Annotated in this window: 17 protein-coding genes; 9 read left to right on the forward strand and 8 right to left on the reverse strand. The window is 53.5% G+C overall.

Annotated features, from left to right (window positions below):
* The first annotated feature begins 33 nt into the window (after nucleotides 1–33).
* Genes HA51_RS00330 through HA51_RS00340 form a run of 3 tightly spaced genes read left to right on the forward strand, consistent with a single transcriptional unit; the run spans nucleotide 34 to nucleotide 2,620 of the window.
* Entirely contained in the window at nucleotides 34–534 is a 501-nt protein-coding gene (locus tag HA51_RS00330; RefSeq protein ID WP_084931136.1) for a lactoylglutathione lyase family protein, read from the forward strand.
* A complete protein-coding gene (locus HA51_RS00335) occupies nucleotides 527–1,501 on the forward strand; it encodes an alcohol dehydrogenase catalytic domain-containing protein (RefSeq protein ID WP_084931137.1) in 975 nt (324 codons plus the stop codon). The genes HA51_RS00330 and HA51_RS00335 overlap by 8 nt, the downstream gene beginning before the upstream one ends.
* An 18-nt stretch (nucleotides 1,502–1,519) precedes the next feature.
* Nucleotides 1,520–2,620 (forward strand): NADH:flavin oxidoreductase/NADH oxidase, encoded by a 1,101-nt coding sequence (locus HA51_RS00340; RefSeq protein ID WP_084931138.1) that lies wholly within the window; start codon nucleotides 1,520–1,522, stop codon nucleotides 2,618–2,620.
* 34 nt (nucleotides 2,621–2,654) lie between these two features.
* Here the strand turns inward: HA51_RS00340 and HA51_RS00345 are convergent, their stop codons facing one another.
* The 3 genes from HA51_RS00345 to HA51_RS00355 all read right to left on the reverse strand — a co-directional run bounded on the left by HA51_RS00345 (nucleotide 2,655) and on the right by HA51_RS00355 (nucleotide 6,657).
* On the reverse strand, nucleotides 2,655–3,725 hold the full coding sequence (locus tag HA51_RS00345; protein ID WP_084931139.1) for an ABC transporter ATP-binding protein: 1,071 nt from the start codon (nucleotides 3,723–3,725) through the stop codon (nucleotides 2,655–2,657).
* Nucleotides 3,718–5,487, reverse strand: coding sequence for an ABC transporter permease (locus tag HA51_RS00350; protein WP_084931140.1), 1,770 nt, complete (start codon nucleotides 5,485–5,487; stop codon nucleotides 3,718–3,720). The genes HA51_RS00345 and HA51_RS00350 overlap by 8 nt, the downstream gene beginning before the upstream one ends.
* Before the next feature lie 81 nt (nucleotides 5,488–5,568).
* Nucleotides 5,569–6,657, reverse strand: a complete 1,089-nt coding sequence (locus HA51_RS00355) for an ABC transporter substrate-binding protein (RefSeq protein ID WP_084931141.1) — start codon at nucleotides 6,655–6,657, stop codon at nucleotides 5,569–5,571.
* A gap of 322 nt (nucleotides 6,658–6,979) precedes the next feature.
* On the opposite strand from HA51_RS00355, the gene HA51_RS00360 reads away from it, so the two are divergent.
* Genes HA51_RS00360 through HA51_RS00385 form a run of 6 tightly spaced genes read left to right on the forward strand, consistent with a single transcriptional unit; the run spans nucleotide 6,980 to nucleotide 11,745 of the window.
* Nucleotides 6,980–7,750: a COG4705 family protein gene (locus tag HA51_RS00360; protein ID WP_084931142.1), complete on the forward strand. Its 771-nt coding sequence runs from the start codon at nucleotides 6,980–6,982 to the stop codon at nucleotides 7,748–7,750.
* Nucleotides 7,751–7,769: 19 nt separating this feature from the next.
* Complete coding sequence (locus HA51_RS00365; RefSeq protein ID WP_084931143.1) at nucleotides 7,770–8,396, forward strand: VTT domain-containing protein; 627 nt, start codon at nucleotides 7,770–7,772, stop codon at nucleotides 8,394–8,396.
* A complete protein-coding gene (locus HA51_RS00370) occupies nucleotides 8,393–9,061 on the forward strand; it encodes a response regulator (protein ID WP_084931144.1) in 669 nt (222 codons plus the stop codon). Before HA51_RS00365 ends, HA51_RS00370 begins: the two co-directional genes overlap by 4 nt.
* A complete protein-coding gene (locus tag HA51_RS00375) occupies nucleotides 9,037–10,377 on the forward strand; it encodes an ATP-binding protein (protein WP_084931145.1) in 1,341 nt (446 codons plus the stop codon). The genes HA51_RS00370 and HA51_RS00375 overlap by 25 nt, the downstream gene beginning before the upstream one ends.
* Nucleotides 10,378–10,397: 20 nt before the next feature.
* Complete coding sequence (locus HA51_RS00380; protein ID WP_084931146.1) at nucleotides 10,398–11,006, forward strand: undecaprenyl-diphosphatase; 609 nt, start codon at nucleotides 10,398–10,400, stop codon at nucleotides 11,004–11,006.
* 19 nt (nucleotides 11,007–11,025) lie between these two features.
* Complete coding sequence (locus tag HA51_RS00385) at nucleotides 11,026–11,745, forward strand: phosphatase PAP2 family protein (protein ID WP_158087343.1); 720 nt, start codon at nucleotides 11,026–11,028, stop codon at nucleotides 11,743–11,745.
* A gap of 666 nt (nucleotides 11,746–12,411) precedes the next feature.
* Here HA51_RS00385 and HA51_RS00395 read toward each other — a convergent pair.
* The 5 genes from HA51_RS00395 to HA51_RS00415 all read right to left on the reverse strand — a co-directional run bounded on the left by HA51_RS00395 (nucleotide 12,412) and on the right by HA51_RS00415 (nucleotide 19,098).
* The gene (locus HA51_RS00395; protein WP_084931148.1) at nucleotides 12,412–12,699 is read right to left on the reverse strand and encodes a hypothetical protein; all 288 of its coding nucleotides are present in this window, start codon (nucleotides 12,697–12,699) and stop codon (nucleotides 12,412–12,414) included.
* A 106-nt stretch (nucleotides 12,700–12,805) separates the two neighbouring features.
* On the reverse strand, nucleotides 12,806–14,197 hold the full coding sequence (locus HA51_RS00400; protein ID WP_084931149.1) for a heavy metal sensor histidine kinase: 1,392 nt from the start codon (nucleotides 14,195–14,197) through the stop codon (nucleotides 12,806–12,808).
* A complete protein-coding gene (locus tag HA51_RS00405; protein ID WP_084931150.1) occupies nucleotides 14,181–14,885 on the reverse strand; it encodes a heavy metal response regulator transcription factor in 705 nt (234 codons plus the stop codon). The genes HA51_RS00400 and HA51_RS00405 overlap by 17 nt, the downstream gene beginning before the upstream one ends.
* Entirely contained in the window at nucleotides 14,882–17,965 is a 3,084-nt protein-coding gene (locus HA51_RS00410) for an efflux RND transporter permease subunit (protein WP_084931151.1), read from the reverse strand. Before HA51_RS00410 ends, HA51_RS00405 begins: the two co-directional genes overlap by 4 nt.
* Nucleotides 17,962–19,098 (reverse strand): efflux RND transporter periplasmic adaptor subunit, encoded by a 1,137-nt coding sequence (locus HA51_RS00415; RefSeq protein WP_084931152.1) that lies wholly within the window; start codon nucleotides 19,096–19,098, stop codon nucleotides 17,962–17,964. The genes HA51_RS00410 and HA51_RS00415 overlap by 4 nt, the downstream gene beginning before the upstream one ends.
* Nucleotides 19,099–19,216 lie beyond the last annotated feature (118 nt).

The following is a 19,216-nucleotide window of genomic DNA, read 5'->3' on the forward strand; positions in this document are numbered from 1 at the left end:
GCCTGTGGATCTTTTCATCAGAGGAGATGAGCAATGAGTACTCCCTATCCACGTACGTTTTCCCACATCGGTCTGTCAGTGACCGATCTTGATGCCGCTGTAAAATTTTATACTGAAGTGATGGGTTGGTACCTGATTATGCCACCAACTGAAATTCAGGAAGATGAATCCGCCATCGGTGTGATGTGCAGTGATGTATTTGGCGGTGGCTGGCAAAAATTCCGTATTGCCCATCTTTCGACTGGCGATCGCGTAGGCGTCGAGATTTTTGAATTCAAAGCCGCAGAGAAGCCAGAAAATAACTTTGAATACTGGAAAACGGGTGTCTTCCACTTCTGCGTGCAGGATCCCGATGTTGAAGGGTTAGCCGAAAAAATCGTGGCGGCAGGCGGCAAGCAGCGCATGCCTGTGCGTGAATACTTCCCTGGCGAGAAACCGTATCGCATGGTGTATATGGAAGATCCGTTCGGAAACATCATTGAAATTTACAGCCACAGTTATGAGTTGACGTATTCGGCAGGTGCCTATGTCTGATCCGGCGTTCTCCATTCCCCCTGACTGGCGTGGTTGGGTCTGGCTCGGAGGTCATTCCCCGCTGGATCTACAGGAACGTTATCTCAGCGCCACGCTACCGCAGGCGGGAGAAATTCTGGTGCAGAATGCGGCGATTGGGCTTAATCCGGTCGACTGGAAAGTGCTCAGCACACAGCTCGAACAAGTGCCGGGTGTTGATGGTGCGGGGACGGTGGTGGCGATAGGGCCAGAGGTGGAGAAAAGCCTCCTGGGTAAACGTGTGGCGTATCACCAGAACTTACAGCGTAACGGCAGTTTTGCAGAATACACCGTGCTGGCTGCACAGGTTGTCATGCGGATCCCAGATGATATTGATTTTGCGACGGCGGCCGCCTTCCCTTGTCCAGCATTGACTGCCTGGCAGGCCATTGAAAAAATTCCTGCTCAGCCCGGCGCGCCGCTGTTGATTGCTGGTGCGGGCGGTTCTGTTGGTCATTATCTGGTGCAACTGGCACAGGCGCGGGGTTTTGATATCACAACCTTGAGCAGTGAGCGCCACTGGTCTCGCTTACACGCACTGGGCGCAAAGCGATGCCTGAACGACAGCCAACTCACGACAGAAACGGCCCATCGTCGTTATTTCGCCGTGATTGATGCGGTGGGGCCAGAACAGGCTGCACAGCTGGCAGATACTCTGCTGGCAAATGGTCACTTAGTCTGCATTCAGGGTCGTGTCGCGGAGTGGCCATGTGCCGCATTTGGCCGCGCGCTTTCTCTACACGAAGTGGCGCTGGGTGCACTGCATCAAACGGGCAATGCGCAGCAGTGGCATGCGCTCACGCAACAAGGTGAGCGCATGCTGGCGCAGATTGCTTCAGGGAGTTTGCAAAGCGAGTTGCTGCTGCATTTCCCTTACGATCAACTACCTGCGCAGTTACGAGCGTTGCAGCATCGTAATTTTAGTGGCAAGCAGGTCATTTTGCTTTAATTACATTGAGGGGTTGTTATGGGACTGTTTTCACCTTTTAGCCTGAAAGGCATCACGCTGCGCAATCGTATCGCGGTACCGCCGATGTGCCAGTACAGTGCCGTGGACGGTGTCAGTAACGAATGGCATCGAGTGCATTACAACAGTTTGGCTCGCGGCGGAGCGGGGCTGGTGATCGTCGAAGCGACTGCAGTGTCACCAGAAGGGCGCATTACACCGGCTTGTCTCGGCATCTGGAATGATGCTCAGGCAGAAAAACTGGGACAGATTGCGCGAGAAATTAAAGCCAGTGGTGCTGTGCCGGGTATTCAAATTGGACACGCGGGGCGCAAAGCCAGCGCAAATAAACCCTGGGAAGGTGATGACCATATTCCTGCGGGAGAGACGGCAGCATGGGAAACCCTGTCTCCTTCTGCCGTGGCTTTTGGTGCCAATTTGCCGCGTTTACCGAAGGCCATGACGCTCGATGATATCAAACGTGTACGCGAAGATTTTGTGCGTGCTGCGCAGCGCGCCCGCGATGCCGGATTCGAGTGGCTGGAATTGCACTTTGCTCACGGTTATCTGGCGCAGAGTTTTTTCTCCGTCCACGCTAACCAGCGTACCGATGAATACGGCGGTAATGCCGTAGGACGCAGCCGTTTCCTGCGCGAAACCTTTGATGCGGTGCGCGAAGTATGGCCAGAAAATCTGCCGTTGACCGCGCGATTTGGCGTGCTTGAGTTTGATGGGCGAGATGAAGAGACGTTGCAGGAAGCGATTACGCTAACCAAGCAGTGGCGTGAAAATGGTCTCGACTTGCTTAGCGTGAGCATGGGCTTCTCAACCCCGGATGCCAACATCCCGTGGGGCACGGCATTCCTCGCTCCAATTGCCGAACGTGTTCGCCGCGAAGCGAACATTCCGGTGACCTCAGCATGGGGTATTGATGCTCCTGCCATCGCGAATGAGACCATTGAGAAAGGCCAGTTGGATCTGGTTATGGTAGGGCGCGCGCACCTGAAAAACCCGCACTGGAGTTATCAGGCTGCGCTGGCACTGCATAAGACCGAGCCTTCCTGGGTGTTGCCTGCGCCTTACGCACATTGGCTGGAACGCTATCGCGTCAGTGGGGATTGAGTGATCAGACCTGCCGGTTACGGCAGGTCTATTCTCAGTTTTTGGGGAATATCCACAAATCATCTTTCGGCAGTGATAGACGAAAACGCTGATTACCGCGGAACTCTCGGCCATAAGCCCGCAGCGCGAAGCCATCTTCCTCGGTGCGGAACAGGTATTCCCAGCGATCGCCCAAATACATACTGGTGAGGAGTGGCAGTTCGATGAAGTTATCCTCGGTGGTTTCCGCAAAGTGAAGCCGCTCAACACGAATCACCGCCGTGCCTTCCTGGCCCACACGGATATCGCCCGTCGATTTGCCCCACAACGCCCATTTAGCCCCAGCGATGCGCGCACGGCCGCCTTCAACGTGGGTGATTTTGCCGTGCAGACGGTTATTGCTACCCATGAATTCTGCGGCAAATAGCGTATTCGGCTGACTGTACATCTCCTGCGGTGTGCCTTGTTGTTCAATTACGCCGTTGTTGAGCAGCAGGATGCGGTCAGAAATCGCCATCGCTTCATTTTGATCATGCGTCACCATCAGTGCGGACAAACCGAGACGGATAATCAATTCACGCAAGAATACGCGCGCCTCTTCCCGCAATTTGGCATCGAGGTTTGATAAGGGTTCATCCAGCAGAATCACCGGTGGGTTGTAGACCAGAGCACGGCCAATCGCCACGCGTTGCTGTTGCCCACCGGACAGCTGATGCGGATGACGCTTACCCAAATGGCCCAGGCCCAGTTGATCCAGCACTGCCTGCACGCGCTGGTTAATCTCGTCCTTGGCAACCTTGCGCAGCTTGAGCGGATAGGCAACATTCTCAAACACGGTTTTGTGCGGCCATAGTGCGTAGGACTGAAACACCAGACCCAGATTGCGCTCTTCAGCGGGAATTTCACTTTTAGGCGTACCGTCGAACACCACATTTTTGCCGATGGTAATCCTGCCTTTGGTGGGCTTCTCTAAACCCGCGACCGCCCGCAACAAAGTGGTTTTTCCACTGCCAGAAGGCCCCAGCAGTGACACCACTTCACCCTTTTTCAACTGCATCGATACGCCTTTCAGTACTGGATTATCGCCGTACATCAGATGCAAGTTATCTACCGATAATTCAATCATGTAATTTCACTCCAAAGCGTAATGCGATGCCGAGGCCGACCACCACCAGCACGATATTGATCAGGGAGAGCGCGGCAACAATATCAATCGCGCCCGCTGACCACAGGGAGACCAGCATTGAACCGATGGTTTCGGTGCCCGGAGACAGCAAATAAACACCAGTTGAGTATTCACGCTCAAATATCAGGAACATCAGCAGCCATGAACCGATCAAGCCGTGGCGAGAAAGGGGCACAGTCACGTGGCGTGTGGTCTGACCCGGTGTCGCGCCGGCACTGCGTGCCGCTTCTTCTAATTCCGGTCCCACTTGAAGCAGGGTGGAGGAGATCAGACGCAAACCGTAAGCCATCCACACCACGGTGTAGGCCAGCCAGACGCTGAAGATGGTTTGGCGCAGTGAACGCAGCCAAACAATGAAGTTTTCCCGCAGCCAATCCGCCATGGATAAATTCGAAAGCCAGCCATTTTTCAGCGATTGATCGAGCCACATCGGGATGAACAGGAACACCCAGAGAAAGGCCAAACCGGCTAACAGACCCGGAACGGCGCGCGGCACCAGCACGCTGTAATCGAGGAAACGCGTGACGTTATCTTGCTTGCGGTGCATCGCAATCCCGACGAAGAGATAACAGACGACGGCTACAGCCCCCCCGATGACCCCAATCAGCATGGAGTTAACGATGGCGCGCAGCAGATTGGGCTGATCCCAAATGCTGCGGAAAGTCGCAAACGAGACTTCATCCCACAACGAAACGCCCACGCCCCAATGTGAGATAAACGCGCGCATCACCACGCCGAGTAACGGCACCCCGATAGTCACCGTGAGCCAGAACAACACCACGGCACCGGCAATCCAGCGCCATTTGCCGAGCGGTAAAGCGCGTGCCTGTGAGGCTTTGCCTTTCATCGTGACGAAGCGGTTAGCGGTGCGCATCAGCCAGCGTTGTAGCATCACCAGTGGCACGGTGAAGCAGATCAGCACGACGGCAACCGCCGCCATCAAGTGGTAGGACGGTGTGCCCAATTTGTTGGTCAACTTATAGAGATAGGTGGCGAGCACCATGTTGCCTTCCGGGTCGCCGAGCACCAGCATCAGACCAAATACTTCCAATCCAAGGAAAAACAGCAGGACACAGGCATACAGGATCGATGGACGCACCATCGGCAAGCTAACCGACGTCATCACCTGCAACGGTGAAGCGCCGACGGTGCGCGCAGCCTCTTCCACGTCAGAGCTAACGCTGCGCAGCGCTGATGAAATATAGAGGTAAGCGTGCGGAACGTGAGTGAGACCGGCGATCACCACAATGCTGGTCATCGAGTAGATATTCCACGGCACGACACCAAACAGTTGATTAGCCCACTGTGACAAAAAGCCCACCGGGCCTGCAGCTACCACATAACCAAAGGCTAATACCATGGGGGAGACAAAAATGGGGACCAGGATAAGTGGCTCAATGAAACGGCGACCCGGTAAATTGGTTCTCACCATCAAAAAAGCCAGAATCCCGCCCAACGGTATGGCAATAATCACCAAACCAAACGCCAGGATAAAACCCGATTCCAGCGCTTTATAGAAATCGGGATCGGAGAAAATAAAGCCGAAGGAACCGAGCGTCAGCTCTTTCTTTTTGGCAAAGAAGGGCGCAGAGAGAAAACTTTGCACCACGATAAACATCAGCGGCACGTATATCACCAATGCCGTGATTAAGACAATCAATGCACGTGGCAGACTCTGCCACTTTCTCAGTAACCTATTCATATGCCAACCCTGTCAAAATACGCAGGCGAGAGAAGGGGTTATGCGCCACCGTTTAACGAATGGCGCATAATGCAGGAACGGTTATTTACCGGCAGCCGCTCGCCACTGCTTAATAAATTCCAGACGCTTCGCCGGCTCCAGATACTCCAGCAGTGATTCATCAACGGGAATAGGTTTCAGTGCATTGCCCAGCATTTTGGTCATGCCATCGATATCATTTTTACCTTCGATATCATTGCGCAATGATGGAATGTCGGCCTGGTTCGCCAGGATATTTTGTCCTTTTTCTGATAACACGTAATCAAGCCACAACTTGGCGGCATTCTCGTGCTCGGCGTCTTCCGTAATAAACGAGACGCGTGATAACACCAAGATGTAATCTTTCGGATAAGCAATGCCTAATGCCGGATCGTTTTTGGCACGGGCTTCAGCGTAGGACCCCAGAATATTGAAGCCAATCAGGTTTTCACCCGAGGACACGCGCTCCATCATGGTGCCGGTGGATGACTGCACGGTCAGGCCGCCTTTGGCCATGCCCGCAAGGTTTTGCTTGTATTGCGGATCAACTTTGCTGTCCTCAACGGTAAGCATAAATCCAAGACCCGATTTTTCGATATCGTAGGTAGTGACTTTATTTTTGAATTTATCCGGGTTAGCGGAAATCATTTTCGCCAGCGCCGTGTGGGAGTCGGGCGCTTCACCTTTCGGGATTAATTTATTGTTATAAATGAACACCACCGGCTCATAGGTGGTGCCATAGGCTTTGTTTTGCCATACCGCCCATTTCGGAATCTTGCTCTGCTCAGGCGAGGTGTATTCCGCCGCATACTCGGTGGCCAGTTTCAGCGCGGTATCCATTGACGAGCTCCATACCACATCACCGCTACCGCTGCCTGAAGCCTGTTCACTGATATAGCGGTTATAGAGTTCGGTGCTGTTCATGTCGTTATATTCGACTTTAATGCCAGGATAGAGCGACTCAAAGCCTTTGATAAGCGGACCTGCTGCTTTGGTATCGGTGGTCGAATACACCACCACTTTGCCCTCTTTGGTCGCCGCATCAATGACTTTCTGATAGTCGGCGGGATAACCAGCAGGCGCAGCCGCGAGTGCAGAGAAGGAGAGTCCTGCCAGTACAGAGGTTGTTAAAAAACGCAGAGAGGTTTTCATACAGATCCTTTTGGTTACATTTGTTACAAGAATTTAACAGTAACCCATTGCGACTCCGATGCAATCCGCTGCTGAAGGTTTTTCCAGCTTTTGTGAACTCAGTTTGGTTATTCATTTCGGCGAAAAACTATTTCAGATTAAATGCGGTATATATTTGCCTGATTTAAAGGAAACGGTTCACACTTTTCTTAATTAAACATTAAGAACGAAAGGGACTAGATTTATTTTAGGTCAGTAAAAAAGAAAACTATTTTTCCTTTTTAAGGGAGATTTAAGTTTACCCCGCCATCATAGGCGCAATATGTTGACGGGGATACCGAACATGACTGATACCTTTACAGAATTGAAAACCAAAGTACCTCAGGCTGGATTGTTGTTTTGGGTACTCAAAATGATGTCCACCACGGTCGGTGAAACGGGGGCAGATTGGGTTAACTTCGGCTTAGGTCTTGGGCTTACGGGCACTTCGCTTGTTTCTGCCATGCTGTATCTGGTTGTACTGCTATTTCAGCTGCGCGCACCGCGCTATATCCCATGGTTATATTGGCTTACTGTCTTAATGGTGAGCATTACCGGGACGCTCTTAACAGATTATTTGACCGATCAGCTGCAGGTGCCGTTGCTGTATTCGGTGGTGATGTTTGGATCAGGCTTAGTCATGGTGCTGATGTTTTGGCATCGGACGGAAGGCACGCTGGAATTTTCCTCAATTAATACGCTAGGTCGCGAACTCTACTACTGGCTCGCGATTATGCTGACCTTCGCCTTTGGTACTGCATTAGGTGATGCGCTGGCAGAAAAAATGTCGCTTGGCTACTTAACGACAACGCTTCTGTTCGCTGTATTCATTGCCTCGAGTGCTGTGCTGTGGCGAATCGGCAAACTCAGCAGCGTGGCCAGCTTCTGGACGGTATACGTGCTGACGCGTCCATTAGGGGCATCCCTGGCCGATCTATTTTCGCAGCCGATTAAAGAGGGAGGATTAGGCTATGGCACTACGCCTGTGAATATTATTTTCCTGCTCGCCATGGCGATATTAATCGGTGCGTCAACGCTCTATAGCCACTCGTCACGTCAGTTATCCAAACGCTAATCCGATCAGGAATAATAATATGCTTCAGCATCTGATGGACTTTTTCTCTGGCAGTCATTTAATTGCGCTGGTGAATGCCGATCCTTTATGGGTGGTGGCGATCGTGGCAGTGATTATTTTGTGTGAAACCGGACTGGTGATTGTACCGTTTTTACCGGGAGATTCGTTGTTGTTTACCTTGGGGGCCTTTCTCCCTGCAACGTCATTGTCACCTGTCATGGTCATTGCACTGTTAACCGCTGCCGCTTTTGTCGGTGACACGCTGAATTACCATATTGGCAAAGGATCGGTAGGGCGCTTTATTTTACGGCGCCAATGGTTAAAGTCGCAGCATCGCGCAAAGACGGAGACGTTTTTTCAAAAATATGGTTCTGCCACGGTATTTATCGGTCGATTTGTACCCATTGTACGCACCTTAGCCCCGTTTATTGCTGGCCTGTCTGCCATGCCTCGATCTGCGTTTTTACTGTGGAATTTCGCTGGCGCTTTAGCTTGGTGCAGCAGTTTTATCGCGTTGGGCTACTTCTTGGGAGATTTAGCTTGGGTCCGCGATCACCGTGAGTGGCTGGCGCTCAGTATCATTGGCGTCTCACTGCTGCCTGTGCTGACTGCTATCTTGCGTCCGGCACAGCAGGAAGAGCCATGAGAGTCCTGCTGGTGGAAGACGACCGTATGATCGGTGATGCAGTTTACGCGGCGTTGAAAGATGCCGCCTATGCCGCGGATTGGGTGCGCGATGGAGAACAGGCGCTGCTCAGCCTGAACACTCACCCCTACGATCTGGTGTTACTTGATCTCGGATTACCGCGACGTGATGGGCTGGCGGTGCTGAAACAACTGCGTCAACAGGGAAATCAGGTGCCGTTGCTGATCGTTACCGCACGTGATGCACTGGAAGATCGTTTGAATGGCTTGGATGCGGGTGCCGACGATTATGTGCTCAAGCCATTTGCCATGAGTGAATTACTGGCACGCGCGCGTGCGGTGATGCGACGGAAAGCGGGGAATGCTGCTCCGCTGATGAGCAATGGTCTTTTGACGCTCAATCCGGCGACCCGTCAGGTATGTCATCTTCAGCGCGACCAAACCCACACTCTGTCTGCTCGTGAGTATGCGTTGTTGCAGGCGTTGATCGCCCAGCCCGGTCAGATTTTTTCGCGCAGCGAGTTAGAAAGCAAAATCTACGGCTGGGGCGAAGAGGTTGAGAGCAACGCCATTGAATACTTCATTCATTCACTGCGAAAAAAGCTCGGTAGCGATGCGATTCAGAATGTGCGGGGCGTGGGATGGAAAGTCTCAAAAAACGCTTGAGTGAATCAGTACAGTTACGTCTGTCGCTGGTTTTGTGTGTCGCCGTCGGTAGCATCGCTTTACTCAGCGGGGTGTTGGGTTTTCTCTCTGCATGGGATGAAGCGCATGAGTTGCAGGATTCCTCGCTGCAACAAATCGCCAGTCTGGCGAAGGATGGCATGCTGACGCCCGGTAATAGCAGTTTCATCAGCCCGCCGCTGCAGGATGAGGAGGGCTCGCGCATTGTGGTGCACTTCATCATGCCTGCTGCTGCGCCCGTCGCTGATTTTGCACTGCCCGCGCAGTTGGAAGTGGGTTTTCACACGCTGAAAGTCAATCAACAACGCTATCGCGTGCTAATAGAAAACATGGCTGGTGGTGTGCGCATCGCGGTGGCGCAACGTGCTTCGGTGCAGGAAAGCGTCGCGCTCTCTTCTGCACTGCGCACCTTAGTGCCGTTTGGCATTCTTTTTCCGGTACTGCTGTATCTGATTGCTGACCTGGTGAAGAAGATTTTCCGCCCAATCCGCCAACTGGCGGCGGAGGTCGATCAGCAATGCGACAGTGCCTCAATGTCTCTGAATGGCGAGACAATTCCGCGTGAAATTCAACCCTTTATCACCGCGATCAATCGCCTGCTACAACGATCTTCCGATGCCATCACGCAGCAACGGCGTTTTGTTGCGGATGCTGCCCACGAACTTCGCTCACCACTGACGGCGCTGATGCTGCAATCCGAGCGGCTGGCAAGTAGCGAACTGCCGCCGGAGAGCCAGCATCGGCTAAGTAATTTGCGTGCGGGTATGGAACGCGCCAGTTGGCTGGTGGAACAGTTGCTGACGCTGAGCCGCGCTCAAAGTGGGGAAGCGGGAGTGCTGCCACCCGTGGAGCGTACACCAGTGTTTGCGGTGGTGAAGCAGGTGATCGCCGATCTGCATCCGTTAGCTGAGCACAAAGCCCAGGATCTGGGGGTGCTCAGCATCAGAGATGCGGTGGTGATGGTTCGCCCCTCTGATCTCTATACCGCGCTGCGCAACCTGTTGCACAACGCCATCCAATACACGCCGGAGGGCGGATGCATCGATATCGCTATCGAACAGCATCCCCGTCAGGTGTTGATCACCATCGAAGATTCCGGTCCCGGTGTTCCAGCCGATAAGCACCATCGGGTTTTTGACGCTTTTTATCGCATGGAAGGCAATGACGCCAACGGCTCAGGCTTAGGTCTGTCGATTGTCCACGCCATGCTGGTTCGTATGCAGGGTGAGGTGGCGCTATCGGCCACCACGCGCTTCCCCTCGGGTTTAAAGGTAAGCGTTTCCCTGCCACTGGCTTAATTGATTACAAGGAGATAGCGATGTTTCTGACATCTGAAAACGCGGAAAATATTAACGACACGGTATTCCTGCTGCTGAACGCGCCGGCACATGCATCGACGGCAATGCTGAGTTTTGGCAATGTCTGCGCAACGTGGCTGATATTGATATATCCGTTGGCATTGCTGGTTTATTGGTTCAGTTTTAACCGGGATAAGCAACAGGTGGCATTATCCGCTTTACTGACGTCGCTGATCGCGTTAACCCTCAACGTGATCATTGGGGATTTCTTCCCTCATCCACGACCGTTTATGGTGCCGATTGGCCACACCTTTATTTCCCATGTCGCCGACGCTTCTTTCCCCAGCGATCATATGACGCTGGCCTGTGCGATTACGATGAGCTTGTTATTTAGCCAACGGCTGATATCAGGTGCCGTGCTGCTGGTGATGAGCGGATTTATTGCCTGGGGGCGAATCTATATGGGGGTGCATTTCCCCGGCGATATGTTGGGTTCGGTGCTGGTGGCACTGGGGTGTGCATTCGCTGTTAATAAAACGGAACCGCTATTCACACCGCTGTTTAATAAACTCTGTAATTTGAATGATTATTTATTCGGTTATTTAAAATTCACGCGCGCAAAACATTAATTGATGGATGACTAAACCAATGCGATTTTTACGCAGCCCTTATATTGCGCTGATCATCTGTTGTGCATTGTTGTTTGCTATTCCGTTATTTGCCTGGGGAATTCACTGGAGCTGGAATGCCAACGATCAATCCGCGCTGTTATGGTGGTTTTATTTGCTGACGCAGACCGTGAGTAAACCTTTTGGCTTTATCACGTCTGCGTTAATGTTGTTTGTTTTGATTTATACGTTGAATATTCGCCGGGGAGATTGGGTTAAATTTTCTTTGGTGATGTTGTTGCCGGTGATAGTAGGGCAAGTGGCGGTGAGCGAAATCAAAAAGACCAACCATGAGCCACGCCCCTATGTGGTGTGGCTGAGTCAAACTGACAGTGAGATTGATCGCCACTTTTACCAAGATGATCCTGCCCAGCGGCAGCAGCTGGTTACCCAGCGGTTGGCAAATAACACCCAGATTCCGAATTGGCAGAAGCAGCACTGGCTACAGCAGGTCGATCCTGCCTTTCCTTCCGGGCACACGATTTTTGCTGCCACTTGGGCATTAATGGCGGTGGCGCTGCTGATGGCGCGGGGTAAGTGGCTGTTGGCTGGGCTGGTGATGTTGTGGGCTTATGGCGTGATCATCAGTCGTCTGGCGCTGGGTATGCACTGGCCGGGGGATCTGTTTACGTCGATTATGATAGCGCTGTATCTAAGTCTGCCGGCTGTGTGGTGGTGGTTGCGGTCAGCGGTTGTCTAAACGGTGCTAAATAAACATGTGGTGATAACGCAGTCTGGTGCCGCTCTGGGGCTGGCTGTCCTCGCGCCGCTGACGCGGTACCTTCACTTCACTCGTCAGCCTGACGGACCGGCGCAGACGGGACTTTCCCTGTCCCGGCTGCACCTTTCGCCAGCATCCATGCTGGCTCTCCTGGCCTCCTCATTCCGTTCAGCGCTGCGAAATGCCAGCCCCAGAGCGGCCCCAGCCTGCTTGCTAACTTCTGTTTACGCTGTTGGAGAGGGCGCGATGGTGAGGGCTTTAGGGCTTTTACTGCCACAAAGCGCACTGTGTCGGAGGCCACATCGCCCTTGCTTCTGCAAAGGGCACGTAGTTTAAGGCCACAGCGCCTCTGATGCTGCAAGGGCTATTCGCAGCGCTGAGGCGGAGACGTTGTGCCATGAGCCAGTCGCAGGGATGCGACAGGCAGTTCGGGTAGGCCTGGATGGCTGTACCCGAACGGTCCGGCCGGCACGGCGTTGCAGCCGAAGGCACCGCGAAGCGGCGCGAGGACGGCCCGGCAGCAGCAGAGGTGCTGTGGCCCGCACCAACATGTTCATATATATAAAAAGGCCGCCATTTTAGAAAATAGCGGCCTCATTCAAAAAGGACCTAAGCTGGCATGCATTCGCCAGCGAATTGACTATCTTATTGCTGCTGATAAACCGGTGAGTGGACAGATTTATCGGTCAGGGGATGTAGGTTACTGTCGTTATTTACGTGGTGATATTGATCCTCATCCCCCATATTAATATTCTGTTCGCCTAGATCGAAAGGATAATTCTCGTACAATTTATTCGGTGTGCCGGGATGCCAACTGGCGGGGGTTAATAGCCAGGTGTTGGCGGTGCGTTCCACGCCGATATTGGCTTCAACCTGAGTGACGGCTAACAGGGAAAATGCAGCTACAAGTATCATCAATAATTTCTGTTTCATGGTGGTCACCTCGTGGTTAATAACAACTGTTGTGTTGATAGTGTTATTTTCTCACGGTGGTGGTGACCACACTCAAACCTGAAGATGACAATTCTGACAGGCGGGTTTATTGCGGTATCGAGAAGGTAAAGGTGCTGCCCTTGCCTGGCGTGCTGATGACCGCCACTTTACCGCCGTGCAACTCCGCGATGGTCTTCACAATCGCCAATCCTAATCCGGTATTTTCTGCGCTGGTGCGTGAAGGATCGGCACGATAAAAACGTTCAAACAGATGGGGAATGTGTTCGGGCTCGATACCCTCGCCATTATCCTGCACGCTAAAGTGCAGCCAGTGAGGTTCGCGTACAGCGCGCAGAATGATCTCACCGCCTGCGGGCGTGTAATGCAGTGCATTCGACAGCAGGTTAGAGATGGCACGCTGAAAATGCAGCGGATCGGCAGAGAATGACTCATCGCCGGCTTGTATCAGCGTGATGTTTTTCTCCTCAGCCAGAATGTCGTAAAAACCAATTAAACGACGGAATTCATTGGCGCTATGCAGCAGATCTTTTTTCAACGGCTCGCGGCTATTATCGGCGCGGGCCAAAAATAGCATGGAAGAGACGGTGCGCGACAAGCGTTCACCTTCTTCCACTATCGCCTCTAACGTATCCTGATACTCTGCTGCGCTGCGTGGTTGATTCAGGGTCACGCTGGCCGCTGAAATCAAATTATTGATCGGTGCGCGCAGCTCATGAGCGAGGTCAGAAGAGAAGCGCGTGAGTTGGGCAAAAGACGCTTCCAGTCGCGTGAGCATGCTGTCGAATGACGAGGCCAACACCACCAATTCCGACGGCCAGCGCTCGGTGGCCAAACGCGTGTGCAACTCTTCCACGTTGATGGTTTCAATCTGGCGGCTGATCACCCGCAGCGGACGCAGGCCGCGACGTGCCAGACCATAGCCGCAGGCGGCAAATAGCAGGATCGCCAAGGCAGCAGCAATCTGCATGCGTGCCCAGTAATTTTCGATGATTTCATTATTGCGTGAGACGTTGAGTGCGGCTTGCACCAACCACAGTTCTTTATCCTTGAGAGGGAAAGTGGTGGCGGTAATCAGATATTTCTCGTGCTGTTCACCGTCATGATGCTTCCAGCTCTGGTAGTTAAAATCTTTGGTCGGGGAAGGGTAGGCAGATTGCGGCACGCGCATATTTTTTGACTGAGACCAGACTTTCCCGTCCGGGCTGATGATCCGCAGCGACAGCCGATCTTGCTCAGCAATAAACTCAAACAACTCCTTTTGCCACTGCTCTTGCGGTCCCTGACGTTCACTGATGGTGCTGGCTATCTCTTTTTGAAACTGCAGCGTACTGCGCAACTCATTGACATCTTTACTGTTGAGTTGGTCGCGCAGGGTCTGATAAAGCAAGCCAGAAACGCTATACAACACGATGGCCATTGCCAGTGAAAAAAACAGCGTCAGGCGAACGGTAATCGGGACATTACGGGGTATCAGCATGCTCTTTCTCTTCCAAAACATAACCTGCACCTCGAATGGTGTGCAGCAGTTTGACGCTGTAATTATCATCAATTTTGCCGCGCAGACGGCGGATAGCGACATCAATCACGTTGGTTTCAGGATCGAAATTCATGTCCCACACCTGCTCGGCGATCACCGTGCGCGACAATACTTCGCCATTGCGGCGCATCAACAGGCTCAATAGCAGAAACTCTTTCTGCGTCAGCTCGATGCGGTTGCCTTCACGTGAGACTTTGCGCTTCACAAAGTCCAGCACCAGTCCGCCAATCTGCAACTGGGATTCATCACTGCTTAACACCGCACTGGGCGTCTGACGGCGCAGAATCACCCGCGCGCGTGCCAGCAGTTCGCTGAAAGAGAATGGCTTGATCAGGTAATCTTCCGCGCCCAACTCCAGCCCTTTAACGCGATCTTCAATATCATCGCGAGCAGTGAGAAACATCACGGGGGTGGCGCGATCGGCTTGCCGCGCCATCTCCAGCAGCTTCCAGCCGTTGATACCCGGCAACATTACATCGAGGATTGCCAGGTCGTAAACATGTGTCAGCAGCAGGTGCAGCCCGTCAATGCCGTTGGCGGCCACATCCACCACAAAGTCATTTTCGCGCAGCCCTTTGGCGATGTAGTCCGCCGCCATCTGCTGGTCTTCCACTAATAACAATCTCATGCTTCCTCCGTCGCGTGGGTCAGCGCATCCAAACGTGCACCAGTGCGATCAAACAGCAAATAGAGCACCGGGGTGATAAACAGGGTAATGAATTGTGAAAACACCAGACCACCGACCACGGCGACACCCATCGGCTGGCGTAACTCGGCACCGGCACCCCAGCCGCAGGCAATCGGCAGCGCCCCCATAATGGCGCACAGGGTGGTCATCATGATCGGGCGGAAACGCTGCAGGCAGGCTTGAATAATGGCGTCATGAGCACTTAACCCCTGTTCACGCTGCGCGGATAGCGCAAAATCGATCATCATGATGGCGTTCTTCTTCACAATGCCGATCAGCAACAAAATACCAATCATGGCGATAAAGGTGAGATCCAAACCCATGAGCCGCAACGACAGCAGCGCGCCCACGGCAGCGGATGGCAGGCCCAGCAGAATAGTGATTGGATGGATCCAGCTCTCATACAGCATACCGAGAATCACATAGATCACCGCCAGTGCCAGCACAATCAACCACACCTGGCTGCTCTGCGACTGCTGGTACAGCGCAGCTTGTCCGGCGTAATTACCAAATACCGTGGCGGGAAGGTTGATAGCACTCTCTGCCTGGCTAATGGCTTGTGTCGCATCGGACAGCGACTTTCCGGGTGCCAGGTCAAATGAAATAGTGATGGCCGGTAACTGTCCCTGATGGTTCACGGCGGTCACACCCTGTACGCGGCTGATATGCGTGAAGGTCGACAGCGGCAACAGATCGCCCGAAGCAGAGCGAACATAGATTTGTGACAGATCGCTCTCGTTCTGACGGAAAGGCTGCTGCACTTCCATGATCACCTCATAGCTGTCTTCCGGTGCGTAGATGGTGGAAGCCTGCAATGTGCCGAAGGCGGCGTACAAATTGCTGCGGATCTGGTCGAGATCGACACCCAGCAACGAGGCTTTATTGCGGTCAATGGTGAGTTGCGCTTGTAGGCCATTCAACTGGGCATCGCTGTTCACCCCGACAAACACGCCGCTCTTGTTCATCTCGGCCATCAGTTGATTAGTGTAGTCGTTGAGACTCAAGCCATTGCTGCTGCTCACCGATTGCAACGTGTACTGATAGGTACTTTTGGCCGCACGGCCACCCACTTTAAAGTTTTGCACCGGGCTGAAGAACACCTGAATACCAGGTAAGTAGTGGGTTTCGGCGCGCATCTGTTGCAACACTTGCGCCATCGCCTGGCGCTGGGTGGCGTCCTTTAACGTAATGTTGAGCTGAGTCGTGTCGTGATCCACTTTCGTCACCAACGTCTCTACCGCACTGTCATTTAACAACGTGTTGCCCAGCTGGAAGGCCACTTGTTTACGCGCGTCGTAGGACATATCCTGCGGCGTATCGATGTTCGCCGTGACCTGGCCGATATCCTCTTGTGGGAAGAACCCTTTCGGTGCACTGATATACAACCAGGCCGTCAACGCGACGGTCAACACGGCGACCGAAAGCGTCACGGCACGATGATCTACCGCCCAATTTAATCCGCGCGCATAGTGCTGACGCAGCGTCTCAAACCCGCGTTCAAACAGACGGCTCCACGCCGGTTCTGGTTTTGCGTGATCGGCATCATGGCGCATTAACATGGGTACCAGCAGCGGGATGATGGTGAGTGAGGCGGCAGCGGAAACCAGAATCGCCAGTGACACCACCCAGGCAAACTCATGGAAGAGCAGCCCCATGGTGCCAGGCATAAAGAAGATGGGGATAAACACCGCTACCAGCGACAGTGAGATGGAGATCACCGTGAAGCCGACTTCTCTGACGCCTTTTAACGCCGCGTGTTTGGGATCTTCACCCTGTTCGATGTAGCGCATGATATTTTCCAGCACCACAATGGCATCATCCACCACCAGCCCGACGGCGATGGTCAAACCCATCAAGGAAATGTTATCGAGACTCAAGCCAAAGGCGTACATCAGGCCAAAGGATCCCAGCAGCGAAATCGGTACGCTTAACGCGGGGATCACCGTGGCGCGCACGTGACGCAGGAACAGCAGGATCACCATAATCACCAGCGCAATGGTCAGCAGCAGGGTGAGATTGACGTCGTGAATGGCGTTGCGCACCGAGATCGAACGGTCATTGAGCAGCTGCATGTGAACCGAAGCAGGCATCTGCTGCTGCAATTTCGGTAACAGCTGCTTGATGGTGTCGAGAGTCGCCACCAGATTGGCACCCGGCTGGCGCGTCACGCTCAGCACGATGGCGGTGTGATTGTTCACCGCACTATGGCTCAGTGTGTTTTCAATGCTGTCCTGCACGCTGGCAATGTCTGAAAGCCTGACCGGTTGGCCATTGCGCGTTGCCACTACCACTTGGCTGAAGTCACTGGCATTACGCAGGTCACCGCTGGTTTGCAACATCATCATCTGCCTTTTGCCATCCAACTCACCCACCGGGGAATTGTCGTTGGCCGCCTTCAGCGCAGTGTGCAACTCTTCCAGCGTCATGTTGGTGGCGGCGAGTTTGGCAGGATCAACTTCCACGCGCACTGCATAGCGCTTCTGACCAATGACCGTGACTTCCGCTACGCCCTTGATCATCGACAGTGATGGCGAGATCAGATCGTCCGAGTAACGGTTAAGATCCGAGAGCGTCATGGAGGGTGAATCCAGACTGATCTGCGCAATTGGCGCATCCGCTGGATTGACCTTGCGGAAAGTTGGCGGGGTTGTCATCTGCGAGGGCAGTTTTTTCAGTGACTGATACAGCGCAGCCTGCACATCTACCGAGGCTGAATCGATGTTCACCGAGGGATCAAACTCCAGCACGATGGTGGTGGCGCCTTCGAGGTTGGTCGATGTCATGGTCGCCACACCCGGAATGGTCGCCAGATTCTTTTCCAGCGGTGTGGCCACTGAGGAAGCCATGGTTTCCGGGCTGGCACCTGACAGTGAGGCGTTCACTTTAATGGTTGGCGTATCAAAAGTGGGCAGGGCAGCGACGGGCAAATGCTGCCAGCACACCGCACCCGCCACCATGATGGCAATCCAAAACAGCAGTACGGCAATCGGCCGCTGCAAACAACGTTCAGAGAAACTCATGGCTGCATGACCGCCTTATCAATGTTGCTAGCAATCTGCACCCTGATGCCGGGACGCAAGTTATTCGCCCCTTCATTGACCACTTTAGTGCCTTGGGTGAGTCCATTTATCACCGCCAGAGACTGCTGCACGCGCAGCAGCGTGACTGTTTGTGCTTGCGCCTGGTTGTGCGCATCAATCACATAGACGAAATGACCCTCTGGCCCGTTTTGTACTGCCTGCGGTGGCAGGACGACGGCATCTGGCGTGACGCCCGCATCAACTTTGACGTTTTGGTACAGGCCGGGCCACAGCAGATGCTGATGGTTATCGAAGTGGGCTTTAAGCGTAATGGTGCCGCTGGTGGTACTGACGCTGTTATCAATAAAGTCGAGAGTACCTTGCGTCGGCTTGCCGCTGGCATCCTCAACCCAGACGGTCACCGGTCCTTGGGATTGGGCAGCCAGTACCGGTTTCAAATCGTTCTCAGGCAGGGTAAATGCGACACCAATCGGATCGAACTGGATGAGTGAAACCAGAGGCAACGTGCTGCCGGGTTGAACCAGGCTGCCGGGATGGACATTCAGCGCCCCGGTTTTGCCGCCGACAGGCGCAGTAATGCGCGTATAGCCGAGGTTGACATGTGCGGTTTGCACATCTTGCTGTGCGGCCTTGAACTGAGCCTGATACTGCTGAAGGTTACTTTGCAGCGTGTCCCAGTCAGACAGAGAGAGATAGTTTTTCGCTTTTAGCAGACGGCCGCGTTGCAGATCATTCTGCGCTTTCACCAGCAGCGCTTTGGATTCCCCTGCAGCGGCGACCGCCCGGTCATAGGCGGCCTGCTGGCTGGCATCATCAAGCGTAAATAACCGCTGCCCGGCTTTAACGAAATCCCCTTCATGGAAATCGACGCTTTTCACCGTGCCGGTGAGTTGCGCTTGAATGTCCACCTGATTGAGCGGCACCACATGGCCTTGCGTTGCCAGTGTAATCGGCAGCGGTTTCACTGTGGCACTGACCGTGCTCACCAGCACCGGAGTGTGTGCGGGTTTCACGGCCGCATCGGCCTGTTGCTTCGGCCAGAAATACCAGCCGCTCCCGCCGACGATCAAACCGACCATCAGCAGAAGGGAGTGTTTAGATTGAAAAGCCATGGTGCCTCGACGAGCGTTGTCATTTTCCACAAGTTTATCGAAGGCCACCGAACAGAATGGAAAGAGGCAGATGACAAATTTGTCATCTTCAGATGCACAGTTTCTTCAGTGGGTTACA

Origin of the sequence: Pantoea rwandensis, assembly GCF_002095475.1 — a bacterium.
Taxonomy (GTDB): domain Bacteria; phylum Pseudomonadota; class Gammaproteobacteria; order Enterobacterales; family Enterobacteriaceae; genus Pantoea; species Pantoea rwandensis.